Below are 17811 nucleotides of genomic sequence, written 5' to 3' on the forward strand. Positions count from 1 at the left end.
GCGGTCATCCGCCCATGCCCGCGCGGTCCACCTTGCGGTGGAACCGCATCCCCGCGATACCGCCGAGAACGGCGCCCACGAGGCTCACGACGGCGGCGGCGACGAGCGCGATGACGCCGCCGGTCGTGAGGTCGTTCGCGCTCACCGGGATCTGCGGGAACGTGTTGAGCTGCGACAGCACGTTGTACTGGCTGCCCGCCACCAGCCCCAGCAGCGCCAGCACGATCGCGATGACGACCGCCCAGAGCCACACCGCGAGGCCTTGCTTGGCGCCGTCGAAGCGCGCCATGCGGCCCGCGACGTAGCCACCGCAGTAGTAGGCGACGAACAGGACGACGACCAGCACGATGCCGCCGACGATGCCGATGGTCTCCGCGTTCTCGGTCGCCTGCTCGACGGCGTTCTGCGCGTCCGTGGTCCCGGACAGGCCGAAGGCCGCCCCCGCGGCGGCGGCCAGCGCGGTGAGCAGGACGGCCGTCCCGGTGGCGGTGAGCCACCCGAAGAAGGCGGAACCGATCTTGATGCCGCCGTACTCCTCCTTCTCCCGGGCGACGACGGCTTCCCGGTCGGGTGCGACACCGCCCGTCGCGGGGTCGGCAGCACGGTCGGCGGACCCGCCGGGCTCGCGTGCCGGAGGGTCGTTCTCGGGCCGGGTCGACCCGTAGCTGGTGCTCATGACTGACCGTCCTCTCCGGAGGTCTCGCGACGGGCGTCGTCCGGCCCCGTCTCCTCGTCCGGCGCCGTCTCCTCGACGTACTCGGTGACGACGTACCGGCGAAGCCGCATCCTCGTGGGCGCCTGCTCGCCGGTCGGGGCCGGATCCGCCGGGAAGGCAGCGAGGTCGTCCGCCGGCCCGGCGGCGTGCCTGCCGACGACGTCGCCCTCGTCGGCGGCGCCGTCGTCCGGATCGTCACCCCTGGCCCCGACGTCGTGCGCGGACCGGTCGTCCGGGCCGGGCCGCTCGCTCTCACGCTCGCCGCCCCCGCGCGCCGCGTCGGAGGTGTCGCGCCCGTAGTAGCGGTAGAGCGCGTCCTCCTCCTCGTGGGAGAGGTGGCCCCCTGCGTCGTCCACCCGCGGGGCACCCTTGACGCGATCCTTGTCGAAGGGGACGCGGATCTCGTCCCCCTGGACGTCGGCCTCGGCGAGCGGGACGAACGACTCGCCGGTGCCGAACAGGCCGGTCTTCACCGTGACCCAGTCGGGCTCGCCGGTGCGGTCGTCGACGAACACCTGGCCGACCTTGCCGATCTTCTCGCCGTCCTCCGTGACGACGGTTCCTCCGGCGAGCAGTCGCTCGATCTGGTCCGTGCTGATCATGGGGAGTCCTTCGGTCGGAGCCGCAGCAGGGAGGGGGCCCGTCTGCTGGAGCCGACCACTTCATGGTGCGAGCGAGCGCCACCGCACGCACCCGGGGACGTCGGGTGCGTGCGGCGGCGCTCGGCGTCAGGCCCCCAGCCGGTCCCGCAGCCGCGCGAGCTGTGCCCAGAGCTCGTCGGGCACGCGGTTGCCGAAGGTGTCGAAGAACTCGGCGGTCAGCTCGGCCTCGGCGAGCCACTGCTCGGGCGAGACGTCGAACAGGGCGTCGAGGTCGGCGTCGTCCAGGTCGAGGCCGCCGAGCTCGAGCGCGCCGGGCGCGGGGAGCAGGCCGACGGGGCTCTTCACGGCGCCGCTGTCGGTGCGGACGCCGCGCGAGCGGTCGACCTGTGCCGCGATCCACGCGACGACGCGCGCGTTCTCGCCGAACCCGGGCCAGAGGAACCGGCCGTCGGCGTCCTTGCGGAACCAGTTGACCTGGAAGATCTTGGGGCGCTTCTCGGGGTCGAGGGAGGCGCCGACGCGGAGCCAGTGCGCCCAGTGGTCGGCCATGTTGTAGCCGCAGAAGGGCAGCATCGCGAACGGGTCGCGGCGCAGCGCGCCGACGGTGCCCTCGGCGGCGGCGGTCTGCTCGGAGGAGATGGTGGCGCCCATGAAGACGCCGTGCTCCCAGCCGTACGCCTGCGCGACGAGCGGGACGTTGGTCGCGCGGCGCCCGCCGAACACGATGGCGTCGATCGGGACGCCGCCGGGGTCCTCCCAGGAGTCGGCGATCGTCGGGCACTGCGCCGCGGAGACGGTGAACCGCGAGTTCGGGTGCGCGGCGGGGCGGCCGGCGTCGGGCGTCCAGTCCTGGCCGGTCCAGTCGATCAGGTGCGCGGGCGGCTCGGGGGTCAGACCCTCCCACCAGACGTCGCCGTCGTCGGTGAGCGCGACGTTCGTGAAGATCGTGTCGCGCGCGAACGTCTCGACGGCGGCGGGGTTGGTCTCGACGCCGGTGCCGGGCGCGACGCCGAAGAAGCCGGCCTCGGGGTTGATGGCGCGCAGGCGGCCGTCGGGGCCGGGGCGCAGCCACGCGATGTCGTCGCCGATGGTCTCGACGGTCCAGCCGGGGATCGTCGGTCGCAGCATCGCGAGGTTGGTCTTGCCGCACGCGGACGGGAAGGCCGCGGCGAGGTGGTAGGCCCGGCCCTCGGGCGACGTCGCGCGGATGAGCAGCATGTGCTCGGCGAGCCAGCCCTCGTCGCGCGCCATCGCGGACGCGATGCGCAGCGCGAAGCACTTCTTGCCGAGGAGGGCGTTGCCGCCGTACCCGGAGCCGTACGACCAGATCTCACGCGTCTCGGGGAAGTGGACGATGTACTTCGTGTCGTTGCACGGCCACGGCACGTCCTCGGAGACCGCCCCGGTGTCGTCGACGAGGGGCGCGCCCACCGAGTGCACGGCGGGCACGAACGCGGCACCGGCGTCGATGAGGTCCATGACGGCCGTCCCGACGCGCGTCATGATCCCCATGCTGACGACGACGTACGGCGAGTCGGTGACCTGGATGCCGACCTGGGAGATGGGACCGCCCACCGGGCCCATCGAGAACGGCACGACGTACATCGTGCGGCCGCGCATCGAGCCCTCGAACACGCCGCGGAGCTCGGCGCGCATGGCGTCCGGCTCGCGCCAGTTGTTGGTCGGGCCGGCGTCGACCTCCTCGCGCGAGCAGATGAACGTGCGCGACTCGACGCGCGCGACGTCGCTCGGGTCGGAGCGCGCGAGGTAGCTCCCGGGGCGCAGCTCCGGGTCGAGGGGCAGGAGCGTCCCGGCGTCGACGAGGAGGTCGGTCAGGCGCTGCTTCTCCGCCGCGGAGCCGTCGCACCAGACGATCGCGTCCGGCTCGGTGAGGGTCGCGATCTCCCGCACCCAGGCGCGCGCGTCGCGCGGACGAGGGTCGGCCGTGCCGCCTCGCTGCCCCGGCGACCGGTCCGTCGTCAGCCCGGCGAGGTCGGTCTCGACGTCGTCGAGCAGCGCGGCCTGGCGGGTGCGGCGGGTCTGGCGGGGGCCTGCGGCGGTGGTCATGGGTTCTCCTCGCTCGGCGGGTGGACGGTGCTGTGCCTCCAGCCTCACGCCGAACCGGCGTGTATTTCGCCTCAGGACGCTGTGAAGATTTGCCGATCTTGACGTACTGTCAAGCCATGGCCAGCACGACGTCGTCCAGCCGTCCCGGGGACCGTCCCGAGGCTCAGCCCGCGGCCCAGGCGGACCTCATCACGCTCGGTCGGCGCGTGCGGCACTTCCGCACGGCGCGCGGCCTCACCCTCGACGCGCTCGGCGAGGCCGTGGGCACCGCGCCCAGCCTGCTGTCGATGATCGAGAACGGGCGCCGCGAGCCGCGGCTGTCGCTCCTCCAGCAGCTCGCCCAGGCGCTCGACGTCCCGGTCACGGACCTGCTCACGGACGAGCCGCCGTCGCGCCGCGCCGCGCTGGAGATCGCGCTCGACCGCGCCCAGCGCGGCCCGCTGTTCGCGGGCCTCGGGCTGCCCGCCGTGAAGGCGAGCCAGAAGCTGCCCCTGCCGGTGCTGGAGAACCTCGTGGGCCTGCACGCCGAGCTCCAGCGCCGCGCGACCGAGGCCGTCGCGACCCCCGAGGAGGCGCGCCGCGCCAACACCGAGCTGCGCCTCGAGCGCCAGGCGCGCGACAACTACTACCCGGAGATCGAGGCGCTCGCCGAGGAGATGACGCGCAAGGCCGGGTACACCGTCGGCGCGCTCACCCACCGCACCGTCGCGCGCATGGCCGAGCAGCTCGGCTTCACCATCTGGCACGTCGACGACCTGCCGCACTCGACGCGCACCGTCACCGACCTGGAGAACGGGCGCATCTACCTGCCGCCCGCGTCGATCCCCGGCGGCCACGGGCTGCGATCGCTCGCCCTCCAGGCCATCGCGCACCGCGTGCTCGGGCACGAGCGCCCCCGCTCGTACGCCGAGTTCCTGCGCCAGCGCGTCGAGATCACGTACTTCGCCGCGTGCTGCCTCATCCCGCAGACCGCGGCCGTCGACTTCCTGGAGCGGCGCAAGCGCGAGAAGGACCTCGCCGTGGAGGACCTGCGCGACGCGTTCGGCGTGACCCACGAGGCCGCCGCGCAGCGCTTCACGAACCTCGCGACCGTGCACCTCGGCATCCCGCTGCACTTCCTGCGCGTCGGCGACGACGGCGCGCTGTTCCGGGGCTACGAGAACGACGGCCTGCCCCTGCCCGCCGACGTCACGGGCTCGATCGAGGGCCAGATGGTGTGCCGCAAGTGGGCCGCCCGCGAGGCGTTCACGCGCCGCGACCGCGCGCAGGAGTCGTACCAGTACACCGACACGCCCGCGGGCACGTTCTGGTGCTCCACGCAGACCGGCACGACGACGTCCGGCCAGTTCTCCATCGCCGTCGGGGTGCCGTTCGCCTCGGCGAAGTGGTTCCGCGGCCGGGACACGACGGTGCGGCGGCAGTCGTCGTGCCCGGACGAGTCGTGCTGCCGCCGCCCGGCCGCGGACGCGGCCGCGCGCTGGGAGGACGCGTCGTGGCCCAGCGCGCGCATGCACCAGCACGTGCTCTCCGCGCTCCCGAGCGGCGCGTTCCCCGGCGTCGACGCGACGGAGGTCTACGCGTTCCTCGCGAAGCACGCCCCGCGGGACGCCTGACCGGGCGCCGGGCGAGCGCGCCTCAGGCGACCGGCCGGCCCGAGAGCGCCGCGACCTGCCGACGCACCTGCGCCGTCTCGATCTCCGACCGCAGCGCGACGCGGTCGAGCCCGACGGCGGCCGCCTGCGCGACCGGGCCGAGCACCATGCGCAGGTCCGCGACGGCGTCGAGCGCGGCCCGCCTCGTCGTCGCCCGCTCGGCGCTCGCGGTGACGAGCGACAGCGCGAGCCCGAGGTCCTCGGCGACGAGCTCGCGCGGGGAGAGCAGCGTCGACGCGATGCGCGCGAGCGTGCCGACCTGCCGGCCGAGCTCGCGCGCGGTCGCCCGGCCGCGCCCCAGGCGGGCGGCGCGCTCGCCGAGCTCGCGCGCCACGAGGGCCGACGACGCGTCGCGCAGGTCCTCGACGTAGGTCCGGGACTCGCCCGGCCCGGCGAGGGGCCGGTGCACCCGGTCGAGCGACCAGGCCGGGTCGCGCCCCTCGGCGTGCAGGTGCCGGTCGAGGTCCACCGCGTCGAGCGCGGCGTCGGCCCCGCCGGCGAGCCACGCCTCGACCCGGGCGACGTCCGCCCGGTCGTCGACGTCGAGCCCGACGGTCGACAGCACGTCGAGCCACGTCCCGGTCGTCGCGTCGAACAGCGGGACGAGGTCGTGGTCCTCCGGCCCGGCGGGGCGCACGAACCGGTCGTGCGCCGGGTCGTGCAGCAGGACCCACTCCTGCCCGTCGAGCGTCACCGGGCCCGCCTCGGTGAGCTCGAGCACGACGCGCAGTGCCCACTCGTCGTACGTCTCGCCCCACGTCTCGCCCGTCACCGGGTCGCGCAGGACCCGCGGCGTGCTCAGGCGCTCGGGCAGCCACAGGAGCGGGTGCCACATCGCCTCGGGGCGCACGGTGGCCCACCGCCGCCGGCCCGCGGGCACGGTCCACGGCAGGGGGAGCGGTGACGCGGACAGGGGCGAGAGCAGCACCTCGCCGTCGGCCAGGCCGGCGAACGCCTGCCAGCGGTGCAGGCGGGCCACCGTCTCGATCGCGGACGAGGGGAGCAGGAGGCCCGCTCCCGGTCCGGCGTCGAACGTCCGGCGTCTGTGCTCCACAGGGGTCCTCTCGTCGTGGTGGTCTCCACGCCTATGCGGCGGGGGCGCGCGCCAACCTGCGCGCACCACCGCGCACCACCGCGCACGAGGCGGCGACGGTGTGACAGACATCACAGCGCCGTGGGGCTGCGAGCGGCCGATTTTCGCGCGGGCGCCGCACACACCCTCGCCATGCACACCTCGACCGTCGCCACCGACGTCCCCGCCCCCCGCACCCACGACCGCGCGAGCGACGAGCTCGACCGCCTCACCACCGACCTCGCGCTGCGCGTGCGCGCCGGCGCGCTCCCCGAGCGCGAGGCCCGCATGGCGGTCTTCGAGGCCGTCTTCCGGACCGGGATCATCCCGTCCGAGACGCTGCGGTACTGCCACCGGCACGACGTCGCGCGGTTCCTGCACGACGACATGGTCGAGGCGGCCGTCGACTTCTACACCCGCAAGCTCCTCGACCTCCCGAGCGCCGACGGCGCGACCGGCGACTCGACGGGACGCAACGGCACCAAGTTCTTCGACCTCGAGGTGTTCGCCGACGGCGCGAGCGCGGCCGGCTCCATCCGCCAGGCGCTCGGCGACTACACGCTCATGCACCGCACGCTCCTGCGCACCGTGCGCAGCGCGCGCCGGGTGGGGCAGATCGTGTCGACCGACCTGCTGGAGGGCACGCTCGACGACGAGGGCCGGCTCGCGGGCCTCCTGCACGAGCTGCCGGTCGTCCCCGACCCCGCGGCCGACGTCGTCGACGCGGGGCGCTCCGCGCAGCTCGAGCAGCTCTACGAGACGCACGTGAGCGCGGCCGCGCGGCAGCGCGGCGTGCTCCGCACGCAGATCGACGCGGGCGCGATCCGCGAGGCGTTCGACCTGCCCGAGCTCGACCGCCCGCTCGACCCGGACGTGCGCGCCCGGATGCTCGGGTGGGTCGAGGAGGACGAGCACCTCGCGCTGCGGTCCGTCGTCGGGCTCCTCGCCCCGACCGACGAGCGCCGCGCGGTCCTGCTCGGCCGGCTCTGGGCCGCGTTCGACCGCGACCGGCTGCAGACCGTCGCCGACCACGAGTACGGCGCGCGGATCGCGGACCTGCTCGTCCGCGACGCGCTCGCCGACCGCGCGCGCCCCGGCCGGCCCGCCGTCTCCCGCACCCGCGTCGCCGTCAAGCAGGCCGTCGCGGGCTGCGGCGTGGACGCGGCCTGGGTCGCCGAGCTCACCGCCGTCTTCCTCGAGCACGAGCACGAGGCGCGCTCCGCGTGGGACCCCGACCGCGGGACCGGCGAGACGACGCGCGACGCGGCGCGCTACCTCGCCGCCCTGACGACGGCCGCGGCGCTGCCCGGCGCCCCGCTGGGCGCGACGCCGCTCGCCGTGCGCCGCGCGCTGGCGGACCTGGTGGCCGCGGCCCGCACGGGTGGCCAGAAGCGCTCGCTCGTCGCATAGGACCTCACGACCACCGACGCGCCTCGCCCGCGAGGCACCGAGAGGAGACCCCATGGCCGCCGTCCCGGCACGCCCGCGCACGACCATCGCCGAACGCTGCGCCCCGCTGAACAAGGAGCTCGCCCGGCGCCGGTCCGGCTCGCCGCTCAACCCGCGCGACGTCCACGAGCTCATCGCCTCGCTGGTCGAGGAGCTCGTCCTGCAGGGCATGACGCGCCCGGAGGCCGCGGGACTGGTGAACCGCGCCGCGCAGAAGGCCACCGCCTGACACGACCCCGGACGACCCGCACCCCACGAGGCGGCAGCGCGTACCGAGAGTACGCCGTGACCGCCCGTGCCGAACGGGTCGGCCACCCGGGCACCCGCGGGGGTACCCGGGCCGCACGCCGGACACCGGCGACGAGACAGACACACGCCAGACATGGCGGGGAGGTACGGACGTGGACGAGATGGACGAGATCGTCCACGAGTTCCTGGTCGAGTCCTACGAGAACCTCGACCAGCTCGACCAGGACCTCGTGGCGCTCGAGAGCGACCCGTCGTCGCGCGCGCTGCTGAGCAGCATCTTCCGCACCGTGCACACCATCAAGGGCACGAGCGGCTTCCTCGGGTTCGGCAACCTCGAGCGCGTGTCCCACGTGGGCGAGTCGCTCCTGTCGGAGCTGCGCGACGGCGAGCGGGCGATGGACCAGCCGACGGCGGACGTGCTGCTCGCGCTCGTCGACACGCTGCGCGCCATCCTCGCCAAGGTCGAGTCCGGTGCCGGGGACGACCTGGACGTCGACCCGATGGTCGCGCGCATCGTCGCGGTCCAGGACGGCACGGCGGCGCCGGAGCCGGACGTCGCGCCCGCTGTCGCGAACGGCACCTCGCCCGACGCCGCGGCCGGCACCGCGCCTGAGACCGACCTCGAGACCGACCCCGAGCCGGAGCCGGAGCCCACGCCCGCGGCGGCTCCCGCACCCGAGCCGGCTCCCGCACCCGAGCCGGCTCCCACGGCCCGGACCGCCCCGGTGCTCGCTGCCGAGCCGGCGCCCGCACCCGCCGTCGGACCGGCGCCCGCGCCCGAGCCGGCACCCGAGCCCGAGCCGCACACCCGCAACGCCGCGGACGGCTCGATCCGGGTGGACGTCGACCTCCTCGACACGCTCATGCGGCAGGTCGGTGAGCTCGTACTGGTGCGCAACCAGATCGACCGGATCGCCGGCGCGGGCGAGGACCAGGAGACCAAGCGGTCCGCGCAGCGCCTCAGCCTCATCGCGTCCGAGCTGCAGGAGGGCGTCATGAAGACGCGCATGCAGCCGATCGAGCACGTGTGGTCCAAGATGCCGCGTGTCGTGCGCGATCTCGCGAAGATGCTGGGTCGTGACGTCCGGATCGAGATGACGGGCGGTGACACCGAGCTCGACCGCTCCCTGCTCGAGGCGGTCAAGGACCCGCTGACGCACCTGGTGCGCAACGCCGTCGACCACGGGATCGAGGCGCCCGAGGACCGGCGCCGCGCCGGCAAGCGGCCCCAGGGGCTCGTGACGCTGCGCGCGTACCACTCGAACGGCCAGGTCGTCGTGGAGATCACGGACGACGGCGCGGGCATCGACCCCGAGAAGGTCGGCCGCACCGCCGTGGCCAAGGGGCTGCGGACGGCGGGCGACGTCGCCGCGATGGCCCCGTCCGAGCTGCTCGACCTGCTGTTCCTGCCCGGCTTCTCGACGGCGGCGAAGGTCACGAACGTGTCCGGGCGCGGCGTCGGGATGGACGTCGTCCGCACGAACATCGAGGCCATCGGCGGCTCGGTCGACGTCGAGTCGACGGTCGGGACCGGGACGACGTGGCGCATGCGGATCCCGCTGACGCTCGCGATCATGCCCGCCCTCACGGTGATGTGCTGCGGCGCGGTCTACGCGATCCCGCAGGTCAGCCTCCTCGAGCTCGTCGCCCTCGGCGACCAGCACGGCGAGATCGAGCACGTCGGCACCGCCCCCGTCTTCCGCCTGCGGGGCACGCTGCTCCCGCTGCTGTCGCTCTCCGAGGTGCTCGGGCTCGACCCGGAGTCCGAGGGCCGCGTCATCGCGGTCGTCGAGGCCGACGACCAGCGCTTCGGCGTGATCGTCGACCGCGTCCTCAACATGGAGGAGATCGTCGTCAAGGCGCTCGCGAACCGCCTCAAGCAGATCGGCATGTACTCCGGGGCGACGGTGCTCGGCGACGGCGGGGTGGCGCTCATCCTCGACCTCCAGGCGATCGCCCGCAAGGTGCTCACGTCCGACGCCGCGGACATGGCCCGCGCGTACGCGCAGGACACGAAGGAGAGCGCCACGACCGTCGAGCAGATGCTCGTCGTCGGGGCGGGCGACCGCCGCGTGGCGATCCCGCTCTCCGCGGTGACGCGGCTCGAACGGATCCGCGCCGCCACGATCGAGCAGGTCGGCTCGCGCGAGGTGCTCCAGTACCGCGGCGCGCTGCTGCCGCTCGTCCGGCTCGACCAGCTCCTGGGCGCGGCGGGCGGCCCGCCCGCGGACGAGCTCGACATCGTCGTGTACACCCGCGCGGGGCGCAGCATCGCGATGGCGGTCACGGAGATCTTCGACATCGTCGAGGACGACGCGCGCCGGCGCAGCGACATCGACGGCCACGGGCTCACCGGGTCGACCGTCCTCAAGGACCGCGTGACGGAGCTGCTCGACGTCCGCAGCGCCGTCCAGGCGGCGGACCCCGGCTTCTACGACGACCTCGACCCCTTCGACGACGCGACGGCCGAGAACGACCTGTCGCTGGCAGGTGCCCGATGACCACGCAGCAGCTCGTGACGTTCACGCTGGCCGACCGGCTCTGCGGGATCCCCGTCGACCGCGTCCAGGAGGTCCTGCCAGGCCGCGCCCGGACACGCGTGCCGCTCGCGCCCGACGACGTCGGGGGCCTCGTCAACCTCCGTGGCCAGGTGGTGCTGTCGGTCGACCTGCGGCGACGCCTCGGCATGGTGGCCCACGAGGGCGACCAGATGATGGTCGTCGTCTTCGTCGGCGACGAGACCGTGAGCCTGCTCGTCGACACGATCGGCGACGTGCTCGAGGTCGACGCCGACCAGTTCGAGACGCCGCCCCAGACGCTCCCCGAGGAGCTGCGCGCCGTGATCCGCGGCGCGTACAAGCTCTCCGACCGGCTGCTGCTCGCGCTCGACGTCGACGCCGCGGCGTCCTGAGCCCGACCGGCTCGCCCCCTTCCTCTTCTCGTCCCCACGTCCCCAGGAGCTCCTCATGTCCACGCTCGAGACCCCGCGGCCCGCCGCGCGCCGGCGTCGCTTCGCCGACTTCTCCGTCCGCACGAAGATCCTCACCGCGCTCGGCGTGCTCGCCGTCGTGCTCGTCCTCGTCGTGGGGTTCGCCCTGCAGAGCCTGCGGTCGACGTCCGACGACACGGCGTCGGTCGCGAGCGTCGCGAGCTCGCTCCTGCGCAGCAACGCGGAGGTGGACCACGGTGCCCAGGAGGCGTGGCGGCTCACCTACCAGTACGACATCGTCCAGGGCGAGGCCCGCGAGCAGACCGTGGAGCAGATGGCCGCGACGGACGCCCTCGTCGAGGAGCAGATCGGCGTGATCGACGCGGTGCTGGCCGCCGACGGGGTGGACGAGCCGAACTGGAACGCGTTCAAGGCGAGCTGGGCCGAGTGGCTCGCCTTCCGCGACGCGACGCTCATGCCGGCCGTGGAGGCCAAGGCGGTGACGCCCGAGATCCAGGCGGCCAACGACGAGATCATCGAGTCCTACCGGACCTCGCTGGCGGCGTCCGGCGACGCGGTGTACGCCTACCTCGACACCGTCGCGGACGACGCCGCGGCGAAGGCCACGCGGGCCTTCCTCCTCATGATCGTCGTCGCCGCTGTCGGGCTGCTGATCGCGGTCGTCGTGGGCGTGCGCGTCGCGAACGGCATCCGGCGCTCCGCCGGCACGGTCCAGCACGCGCTCGGCGCGCTCGCCTCGGGCGACCTCACGGTGCGGGCGCAGGTGGAGGCCCGTGACGAGCTGGGGCAGATGGCTGCGGCGTTGACGAGTGCGCAGGAGAACTTGCGGGGGATCATCGCGGAGGTGGCGGGGACGTCGGAGGCGGTGGCTGCGGCGACGGAGCAGCTGTCTGCGGCGGGTGCGCAGTTCTCGGCGTCGTCGGACGAGACGGCGGCGCAGTCGGGTGTGGTGGCGTCGGCGGCGGAGCAGGTGTCGCAGAACGTGCAGACGGTGGCTGCGGGTGCGGAGGAGATGGGGGCTTCGATCCGGGAGATCGCGCAGAACTCGAACGAGGCGGCGAAGGTGGCGAACAAGGCCACGGAGCGTGCTGCGGCGACGAACGAGACGGTGCAGAAGCTGGGGACGTCGTCGCAGGAGATCGGTGACGTGATCAAGGTGATCACGTCGATCGCGGAGCAGACGAACTTGTTGGCGTTGAACGCGACGATCGAGGCGGCTCGTGCGGGTGAGGCGGGCAAGGGGTTCGCGGTGGTGGCCAGCGAGGTGAAGGAGCTGGCGCAGGAGACGGCGAAGGCGACGGAGGACATCGCGCGTCGGGTGGAGGCGATCCAGGGGGACACGGTGGGTGCGGTGGAGGCGATCGGGGAGATCGCGGACATCATCGGGCGGATCAACGACTACCAGCTGACGATCGCGTCGGCGGTGGAGGAGCAGACGGCGACGACGAACGAGATGTCGCGGGGGGTGCAGGAGGCGGCGACGGGGTCGAGCGAGATCGCGGGCAACATCACCGGCATCGCCGCCGGCGCCTCGTCGACGGCCCAGGCCGTCGAGCAGATGAACGGGTCGATCGCCGAGCTCGCGCGCATGGCCGCCGAGCTGCGCGGCCGCGCCTCCCGGTTCACCTACTGACCTGCTGACCCCCCGACACCCACGCACCCACGCACCCACGCACCCACGCAGAGAGACGACCACGATGACCACGAACCAGCAGCAGGACGCGCCCCGACGCCTGTGGGGGGACCGCCCCGTCCTCGTCAAGATCCTCACGTCGGTCCTCGTGATGGTGGTGGTGACGGCCGTCATCACGGCCGTCGCGCTCGTCTCGATGCGCCAGCTGCGCTCGGACGCCGACGAGATGTACCGCGGCAACGTCACGCCGCTGCAGCAGCTCACGGAGATCCAGCGCGCCTTCCAGGGTGACCGCGCCCGCGTGGTCCAGTACGGGATCGCGGACGCGGAGACCCGGGCGAGCCTCCTCGACGAGCTGGTGGAGCGCAAGGTCGACCTGGAGGCCCAGATCGAGGCGTACCGTCCGAACGCGGTGAGCCAGACCGACGTCGACGCGCTCGTCGCCGCCCTGGACGCGTACTACGCGGCGGCCGAGGGCGAGCTGTTCCCGCTGGCGGACGCGGGTGACACCGCAGGCTTCGCCGCGTACTTCGACGACACCGTCCGCCCCCTGACGACGGGGGTCCTGGACGCGATGCAGGTCGAGACGGCGTCCCAGGGCGAGCAGGCGGCGGAGCTCGCCGAGGAGACGGACACGCTCGCGGCACGGGCGCTGCTCGCCACGATCCTCGTCGCGGTGCTCGGCGCCCTCGCGGCGACCGCGCTGTCCTACGTCGTGGCGCGCGGGATCGCCCTGCGGATCCGGGCCGTGTCGAGGAGCCTGACCGCGCTGGGCGACGGCGACCTCACGGTGCGGGCCGAGGTGGTGGGTCGTGACGAGCTGGGGCAGATGGCTGCGGCGTTGACGAGTGCGCAGGAGAACTTGCGGGGGATCATCGCGGAGGTGGCGGGGACGTCGGAGGCGGTGGCTGCGGCGACGGAGCAGCTGTCTGCGGCGGGTGCGCAGTTCTCGGCGTCGTCGGACGAGACGGCGGCGCAGTCGGGTGTGGTGGCGTCGGCGGCGGAGCAGGTGTCGCAGAACGTGCAGACGGTGGCTGCGGGTGCGGAGGAGATGGGGGCTTCGATCCGGGAGATCGCGCAGAACTCGAACGAGGCGGCGAAGGTGGCGAACAAGGCCACGGAGCGTGCTGCGGCGACGAACGAGACGGTGCAGAAGCTGGGGACGTCGTCGCAGGAGATCGGTGACGTGATCAAGGTGATCACGTCGATCGCGGAGCAGACGAACTTGTTGGCGTTGAACGCGACGATCGAGGCGGCTCGTGCGGGTGAGGCGGGCAAGGGGTTCGCGGTGGTGGCCAGCGAGGTGAAGGAGCTGGCGCAGGAGACGGCGAAGGCGACGGAGGACATCGCGCGTCGGGTGGAGGCGATCCAGGGGGACACGGTGGGTGCGGTGGAGGCGATCGGGGAGATCGCGGACATCATCGGGCGGATCAACGACTACCAGCTGACGATCGCGTCGGCGGTGGAGGAGCAGACGGCGACGACGAACGAGATGTCGCGGGGGGTGCAGGAGGCGGCGACGGGGTCGAGCGAGATCGCGGGCAACATCACCGGCATCGCCGCCGGCGCGCAGGAGAGCGCGCGGTCGATGGAGCAGCTCAACGTCGCCGTCGGCGAGCTCGCCCACGTCTCCGAGCTGCTCGACGCCCAGGTCTCCCGGTTCCGGCTCTGAGACCGCCGGCCATGACGCTCGCACCCCGCTCAGCCGGCGCGCGCCGCGCCCGAGGAGGTCGACGATGATCCGCGTGCTCGTCGTCGACGACTCCGTCGTGATCCGTCGCCTCGTCGCGCAGACGCTCGACCGGGACCCCGAGATCACCGTCGTCGGCACGGCGGCCGACGGCCGCCTCGCCCTCGCGAAGGTCGAGCAGCTCGATCCCGACGTCGTCACGCTCGACATCGAGATGCCCGTCATGGACGGCATCGAGACGGTCCGGGCGCTCCGCGCGGCCGGCCGGCGCATGCCCGTCGTGATGTTCTCGACGCTCACCGAGCGCGGGGCGGCCGCGACGCTCGACGCCCTCACGGCCGGAGCCACGGACTACGTCACCAAGCCGAGCGGGAGCGGGTCGGTCCAGACCGCGCTCGAGCGCGTCGGCCTGGAACTGACGCCGAAGATCAAGGCGCTCGTCCCGCGCGCGCCCGCCGCCCCGACGGCGCGGTCCGGCGGGACGACGACCGCCGTCCGGCGTCCCGCCCCGGCCCGACCGGTGCGCGCGGTCGTCGTCGGCTCCTCCACGGGCGGGCCGGAGGCGTTGCGGACCGTGCTGTCGTCCCTGACCACGCCGCTGCCCGTCCCGATGCTCGTGGTCCAGCACATGCCGCCGGTGTTCACGCGGCAGCTCGCCGAGCGCCTGGACCGCGCGGGTCCCACGACGGTGGTCGAGGCCGCCGGCGGCGAGGTGCTCCGTCCCGGTCACGCCTACCTGGCGCCCGGCGGCCGGCACCTCGAGCTCGGCCGCCAGGGCACGGGCCTGACGACGCTCGTCACGGACGGGCCGCCCGTCAACTTCACGCGCCCCGCCGTCGACGTCCTGTTCCGCTCCGCGGTCCGCACGCTCGGCGGCGACCTGCTCGCCGTCGTCCTCACGGGGATGGGCTCCGACGGCCGCGACGGCGCGGGGGAGATCGCCCGCGCCGGCGGCCACGTGCTCGCCCAGGACGAGCAGAGCTCGGTCGTCTGGGGCATGCCGGGTGCCGTCACGACCGCGGGGCACGCCCACGCGGTCCTTCCCCTCGACCAGGTCGCCCGCGCCATCGTCGGTGCGGCCGAAGGAGCGCACGCATGACCGTCTCGACCCAGTCGTTCGCCTACGTGAGCGACCTGGTCCGCAAGCACAGCGCGATCCAGCTCGCGCCGGGCAAGGAGTACCTCGTCGAGGCCCGGCTCGGGCCGCTCGCGCGCGAGAAGGGCCTGCAGGGTCCCGACGCCGTCGACAGCTACGTCCGCCGCTACCTGCGGGGCGGCTCCCCGACGGAGACCGTGCGCGTCGTCGAGGCCATGACGACCAACGAGACGTCCTGGTTCCGCGACACCTCGCCGTTCACCGCCCTGCGCCGGGCGATCCTGCCGGAGCTCGCGGGCGCGGACCTCAGCATCTGGTCCGCGGCGTGCTCGACCGGCCAGGAGCCGTACAGCATCGCGATGGTCCTGCGCGAGGAGCGGGTGCGGAGCTACCGGATCCTCGCGACGGACATCAACGCGCAGGTCGTCGAGCGGGCCCGGACGGGCCGCTACAGCCAGCTCGAGATCAACCGCGGCCTGCCCGCGCCCATGCTCGTGCGCAACTTCCGGCGCGTGGGCGCCGAGTGGGAGGTCGACCCGGCGCTGCGGGAGAACCTCACGTTCCAGCAGCACAACTTGCTCACGGCACCGCCCGGGCCGCGGATGTTCGACATCGTCTTCCTGCGCAACGTGCTCATCTACTTCGACATGCCGACCAAGCAGTCGATCCTCGCCCGGCTCCGCAGCCGGGTGCGGCCGGGCGGCTTCCTCCTGCTGGGGGCCGCCGAGACCACCGTCGGCGTCGATCCCGCGTGGGAACGGGTCGACGTCACGCAGGGCTCCATCTACCGACTCCGAGGAGGCAGCGCATGAGAGCGCTGATCATCGACGACGCCCGCGTGATGCGCCGCATCGTCGCCACGACGCTGAGGGATCTCGGCTTCGAGACCGCCGAGGCGGGTGACGGACGCCAGGCGCTCGACCTGCTCGAGGCGGGCGAGCGCTTCGACCTCGCGTGCGTCGACTGGAACATGCCGGTGATGGACGGGCTGCAGTTCGTGCAGGCCGTCCGCGCGCGCCGCGAGTGGCGCGACCTCACGCTCATGATGATCACCACGGAGTCCGAGCAGTCGCGCATCGTGCGCGCGCTCGCCGCCGGTGCCCACGAGTACCTCATCAAGCCGTTCACGCCGGACGCACTCATGGGCAAGCTCGACATGCTCGGGCTCCTGCCGACCAAGGAGCTCGCATGATCGACACCCGGGACACGCTCACCCGGAGCGTCCTGCCCATCGCCCAGGACCTCTTCGCCGCCATGGTCGACGGCGAGCCGGGCCTGCTCGAGCCCGTCGACGCCCTCGGGGCGCCGATCCCCGACCCCGTGCACGCGTGGGTCGACATCGTCGGCCCGACCTCGTGGCGCACGCTCGTCGTGACCGCCCGCCCGACCGCGGACCGCATCGCGCGCGCGCTCCTCCAGCTGGACGACGACGAGACCGTGGGCCTCGACGACGTGCGCGACGCGCTCGGCGAGGTCGCCAACGTCGTCGGCGGGAACCTCAAGGGCATGCTCGACGGCGGCTCCTCTCTCACCCTGCCCGTGGTCGACACCACGGGCCCGGCGGTCGCGCGGGCGGCCGACCACGCGCAGGCGCTGCTGTGGCGCGGCGAACCCCTCGTCATCTCGTTGTGGACCTCGAAGGACGGAGAACAGCTGTGAGAGTCGTCGTCGCGGACGACAGCCGCGTGATGCGGCAGATCGTCGTCCGGACCCTGCGCCAGGCGGGGTTCAAGGACTGGGAGATCCTGCAGGCCGGGGACGGCGCCGAGGCGCTCGCCCTCACCCAGGCGGAGCAGCCGGACCTCGTGCTGTCCGACTGGAACATGCCGGAGATGAACGGCATCGACGTCCTGCGCGCGCTGCGCGCCGCGGGGTCGACCGTGCCGTTCGGCTTCGTCACGTCCGAGGGCTCGCCGCAGATGCGCGAGCTCGCGGACGCCGAGGGCGCCCTGTTCCTCATCGCCAAGCCGTTCGATGCGGACACGTTCGAGGACGTCCTGCGTCCCCACGTCCGTTGACCCGACGCACGTCCCCCCGGAGGAGCCCCCTGTGACCACGACCCCCCTGCCCGAGCTCAAGGAGATCCGCGACCTGTACGCGGGACTGGTCGGCCGCGGGTGCACGGCCGTGCGCGCGAGCGCGCTCCTGACGCCTGAGACGCGGCCGGGCGTCATCGCCGCGACCTACGTCAGCCACCGGGCGCAGGTCGAGGCGGTCGTCGCCGTCGACGTCCCGCTCGGCGCCCACCTCGGCGCCTCGATCGGCCTCGTGCCGCCCGGCCCCGCCCAGGACGCGGCGGCCGAGGGCACGCTGAGCGACGTCCTGCTCGAGAACCTGTCCGAGGTCCTCAACGTGACCGCCGCGCTCTTCAACGCGGAGGACGCGCCGCACCTCAAGCTCGCGGAGGTGTTCGACTCGACGCGCGGGCCGCTGCCCGGTGCGCCCGTGTCGTTCCTGCGCAGCACCGGTCGCCGGCTGGATGCGGAGATCGAGATCGCCGGCTACGGCGGCGGGGCGCTGACGGTGGTCCTCGCCTGACGGCGACGGGACCGAGACCTGTGCGGAGGCCGGGCCGGGGGCGCACGCCCCGGGCCCGGCCTCTCGTCGTCCCTCGGCTCGGTGCTCGTCCCCGGTGC

At 73.6% G+C, this 17811-nt stretch carries 17 protein-coding genes; 13 read left to right on the plus strand and 4 right to left on the minus strand.

All coding sequences use genetic code 11. The features are described 5' to 3' along the window. Window positions 1-4: 4 nt before the first annotated feature. The 3 genes from BJP59_RS02015 to BJP59_RS02025 form a co-directional block, all read right to left on the minus strand. The gene (locus BJP59_RS02015) at window positions 5-676 is read right to left on the minus strand and encodes a hypothetical protein (protein WP_194522083.1); all 672 of its coding nucleotides are present in this window, start codon (window positions 674-676) and stop codon (window positions 5-7) included. Beyond that, window positions 673-1317 carry a PRC-barrel domain-containing protein gene (locus tag BJP59_RS02020; protein ID WP_194522084.1) on the minus strand — a complete coding sequence of 215 codons (645 nt, stop codon included), beginning with the start codon at window positions 1315-1317 and terminating at the stop codon, window positions 673-675. The genes BJP59_RS02015 and BJP59_RS02020 overlap by 4 nt, the downstream gene beginning before the upstream one ends. 126 nt (window positions 1318-1443) lie before the next feature. After that, complete coding sequence (locus BJP59_RS02025; protein ID WP_194522085.1) at window positions 1444-3384, minus strand: phosphoenolpyruvate carboxykinase (GTP); 1941 nt, start codon at window positions 3382-3384, stop codon at window positions 1444-1446. Between the two features lie 116 nt (window positions 3385-3500). Between BJP59_RS02025 and BJP59_RS02030 the strand changes: the two genes are divergently transcribed. Beyond that, a complete protein-coding gene (locus tag BJP59_RS02030; protein ID WP_194522086.1) occupies window positions 3501-4997 on the plus strand; it encodes an XRE family transcriptional regulator in 1497 nt (498 codons plus the stop codon). 22 nt (window positions 4998-5019) lie between these two features. Here BJP59_RS02030 and BJP59_RS02035 read toward each other — a convergent pair whose 3' ends face one another. Beyond that, window positions 5020-6090, minus strand: coding sequence for a hypothetical protein (locus tag BJP59_RS02035; protein ID WP_194522087.1), 1071 nt, complete (start codon window positions 6088-6090; stop codon window positions 5020-5022). Window positions 6091-6261: 171 nt separating this feature from the next. On the opposite strand from BJP59_RS02035, the gene BJP59_RS02040 reads away from it, so the two are divergent. The 12 genes from BJP59_RS02040 to BJP59_RS02095 all read left to right on the plus strand — a co-directional run bounded on the left by BJP59_RS02040 (window position 6262) and on the right by BJP59_RS02095 (window position 17713). After that, window positions 6262-7518, plus strand: coding sequence for a hypothetical protein (locus BJP59_RS02040; RefSeq protein ID WP_194522088.1), 1257 nt, complete (start codon window positions 6262-6264; stop codon window positions 7516-7518). Window positions 7519-7570: 52 nt separating this feature from the next. Then, entirely contained in the window at window positions 7571-7786 is a 216-nt protein-coding gene (locus BJP59_RS02045; RefSeq protein WP_043653789.1) for a hypothetical protein, read from the plus strand. A 181-nt stretch (window positions 7787-7967) separates the two neighbouring features. Further along, complete coding sequence (locus BJP59_RS02050; protein ID WP_228485388.1) at window positions 7968-10307, plus strand: chemotaxis protein CheW; 2340 nt, start codon at window positions 7968-7970, stop codon at window positions 10305-10307. Next, window positions 10304-10717, plus strand: a complete 414-nt coding sequence (locus BJP59_RS02055; protein ID WP_076403319.1) for a chemotaxis protein CheW — start codon at window positions 10304-10306, stop codon at window positions 10715-10717. Before BJP59_RS02050 ends, BJP59_RS02055 begins: the two co-directional genes overlap by 4 nt. A 55-nt stretch (window positions 10718-10772) precedes the next feature. Further along, complete coding sequence (locus tag BJP59_RS02060) at window positions 10773-12389, plus strand: methyl-accepting chemotaxis protein (protein WP_194522090.1); 1617 nt, start codon at window positions 10773-10775, stop codon at window positions 12387-12389. A gap of 64 nt (window positions 12390-12453) precedes the next feature. Then, complete coding sequence (locus tag BJP59_RS02065) at window positions 12454-14061, plus strand: methyl-accepting chemotaxis protein (RefSeq protein ID WP_194522091.1); 1608 nt, start codon at window positions 12454-12456, stop codon at window positions 14059-14061. A gap of 64 nt (window positions 14062-14125) precedes the next feature. After that, a complete protein-coding gene (locus tag BJP59_RS02070; protein WP_163188833.1) occupies window positions 14126-15178 on the plus strand; it encodes a protein-glutamate methylesterase/protein-glutamine glutaminase in 1053 nt (350 codons plus the stop codon). Then, entirely contained in the window at window positions 15175-15987 is an 813-nt protein-coding gene (locus BJP59_RS02075; RefSeq protein WP_043658116.1) for a CheR family methyltransferase, read from the plus strand. The genes BJP59_RS02070 and BJP59_RS02075 overlap by 4 nt, the downstream gene beginning before the upstream one ends. Beyond that, on the plus strand, window positions 15984-16367 hold the full coding sequence (locus tag BJP59_RS02080) for a response regulator (RefSeq protein WP_021482437.1): 384 nt from the start codon (window positions 15984-15986) through the stop codon (window positions 16365-16367). Before BJP59_RS02075 ends, BJP59_RS02080 begins: the two co-directional genes overlap by 4 nt. Further along, window positions 16364-16834 (plus strand): chemotaxis protein CheX, encoded by a 471-nt coding sequence (locus tag BJP59_RS02085; RefSeq protein WP_043658113.1) that lies wholly within the window; start codon window positions 16364-16366, stop codon window positions 16832-16834. The genes BJP59_RS02080 and BJP59_RS02085 overlap by 4 nt, the downstream gene beginning before the upstream one ends. Next, the gene (locus tag BJP59_RS02090) at window positions 16831-17193 is read left to right on the plus strand and encodes a response regulator (RefSeq protein ID WP_021482435.1); all 363 of its coding nucleotides are present in this window, start codon (window positions 16831-16833) and stop codon (window positions 17191-17193) included. The genes BJP59_RS02085 and BJP59_RS02090 overlap by 4 nt, the downstream gene beginning before the upstream one ends. A 31-nt stretch (window positions 17194-17224) precedes the next feature. Beyond that, a complete protein-coding gene (locus tag BJP59_RS02095) occupies window positions 17225-17713 on the plus strand; it encodes a hypothetical protein (RefSeq protein ID WP_021482434.1) in 489 nt (162 codons plus the stop codon). The last annotated feature ends 98 nt before the right edge of the window (window positions 17714-17811 follow it).

This window comes from Cellulosimicrobium sp. JZ28 (assembly GCF_015327065.1).
Taxonomy (GTDB): Bacteria; Actinomycetota; Actinomycetes; order Actinomycetales; family Cellulomonadaceae; genus Cellulosimicrobium; species Cellulosimicrobium funkei.

Bases quoted from the DNA above. Each gene is read 5' to 3' on its own strand.
- BJP59_RS02065 (WP_194522091.1), top strand. From the start codon at position 12,454: ATGACCACGAACCAGCAGCAGGACGCGCCCCGACGCCTGTGGGGGGAC.
- BJP59_RS02075 (WP_043658116.1), top strand. From the start codon at position 15,175: ATGACCGTCTCGACCCAGTCGTTCGCCTACGTGAGCGACCTGGTCCGC.
- BJP59_RS02045 (WP_043653789.1), top strand. From the start codon at position 7,571: ATGGCCGCCGTCCCGGCACGCCCGCGCACGACCATCGCCGAACGCTGC.
- BJP59_RS02030 (WP_194522086.1), top strand. From the start codon at position 3,501: ATGGCCAGCACGACGTCGTCCAGCCGTCCCGGGGACCGTCCCGAGGCT.
- BJP59_RS02080 (WP_021482437.1), top strand. From the start codon at position 15,984: ATGAGAGCGCTGATCATCGACGACGCCCGCGTGATGCGCCGCATCGTC.
- BJP59_RS02060 (WP_194522090.1), top strand. From the start codon at position 10,773: ATGTCCACGCTCGAGACCCCGCGGCCCGCCGCGCGCCGGCGTCGCTTC.
- BJP59_RS02085 (WP_043658113.1), top strand. From the start codon at position 16,364: ATGATCGACACCCGGGACACGCTCACCCGGAGCGTCCTGCCCATCGCC.
- BJP59_RS02025 (WP_194522085.1), bottom strand. From the start codon at position 3,384: ATGACCACCGCCGCAGGCCCCCGCCAGACCCGCCGCACCCGCCAGGCC.
- BJP59_RS02055 (WP_076403319.1), top strand. From the start codon at position 10,304: ATGACCACGCAGCAGCTCGTGACGTTCACGCTGGCCGACCGGCTCTGC.
- BJP59_RS02050 (WP_228485388.1), top strand. From the start codon at position 7,968: ATGGACGAGATCGTCCACGAGTTCCTGGTCGAGTCCTACGAGAACCTC.
- BJP59_RS02015 (WP_194522083.1), bottom strand. From the start codon at position 676: ATGAGCACCAGCTACGGGTCGACCCGGCCCGAGAACGACCCTCCGGCA.
- BJP59_RS02070 (WP_163188833.1), top strand. From the start codon at position 14,126: ATGATCCGCGTGCTCGTCGTCGACGACTCCGTCGTGATCCGTCGCCTC.
- BJP59_RS02020 (WP_194522084.1), bottom strand. From the start codon at position 1,317: ATGATCAGCACGGACCAGATCGAGCGACTGCTCGCCGGAGGAACCGTC.
- BJP59_RS02040 (WP_194522088.1), top strand. From the start codon at position 6,262: ATGCACACCTCGACCGTCGCCACCGACGTCCCCGCCCCCCGCACCCAC.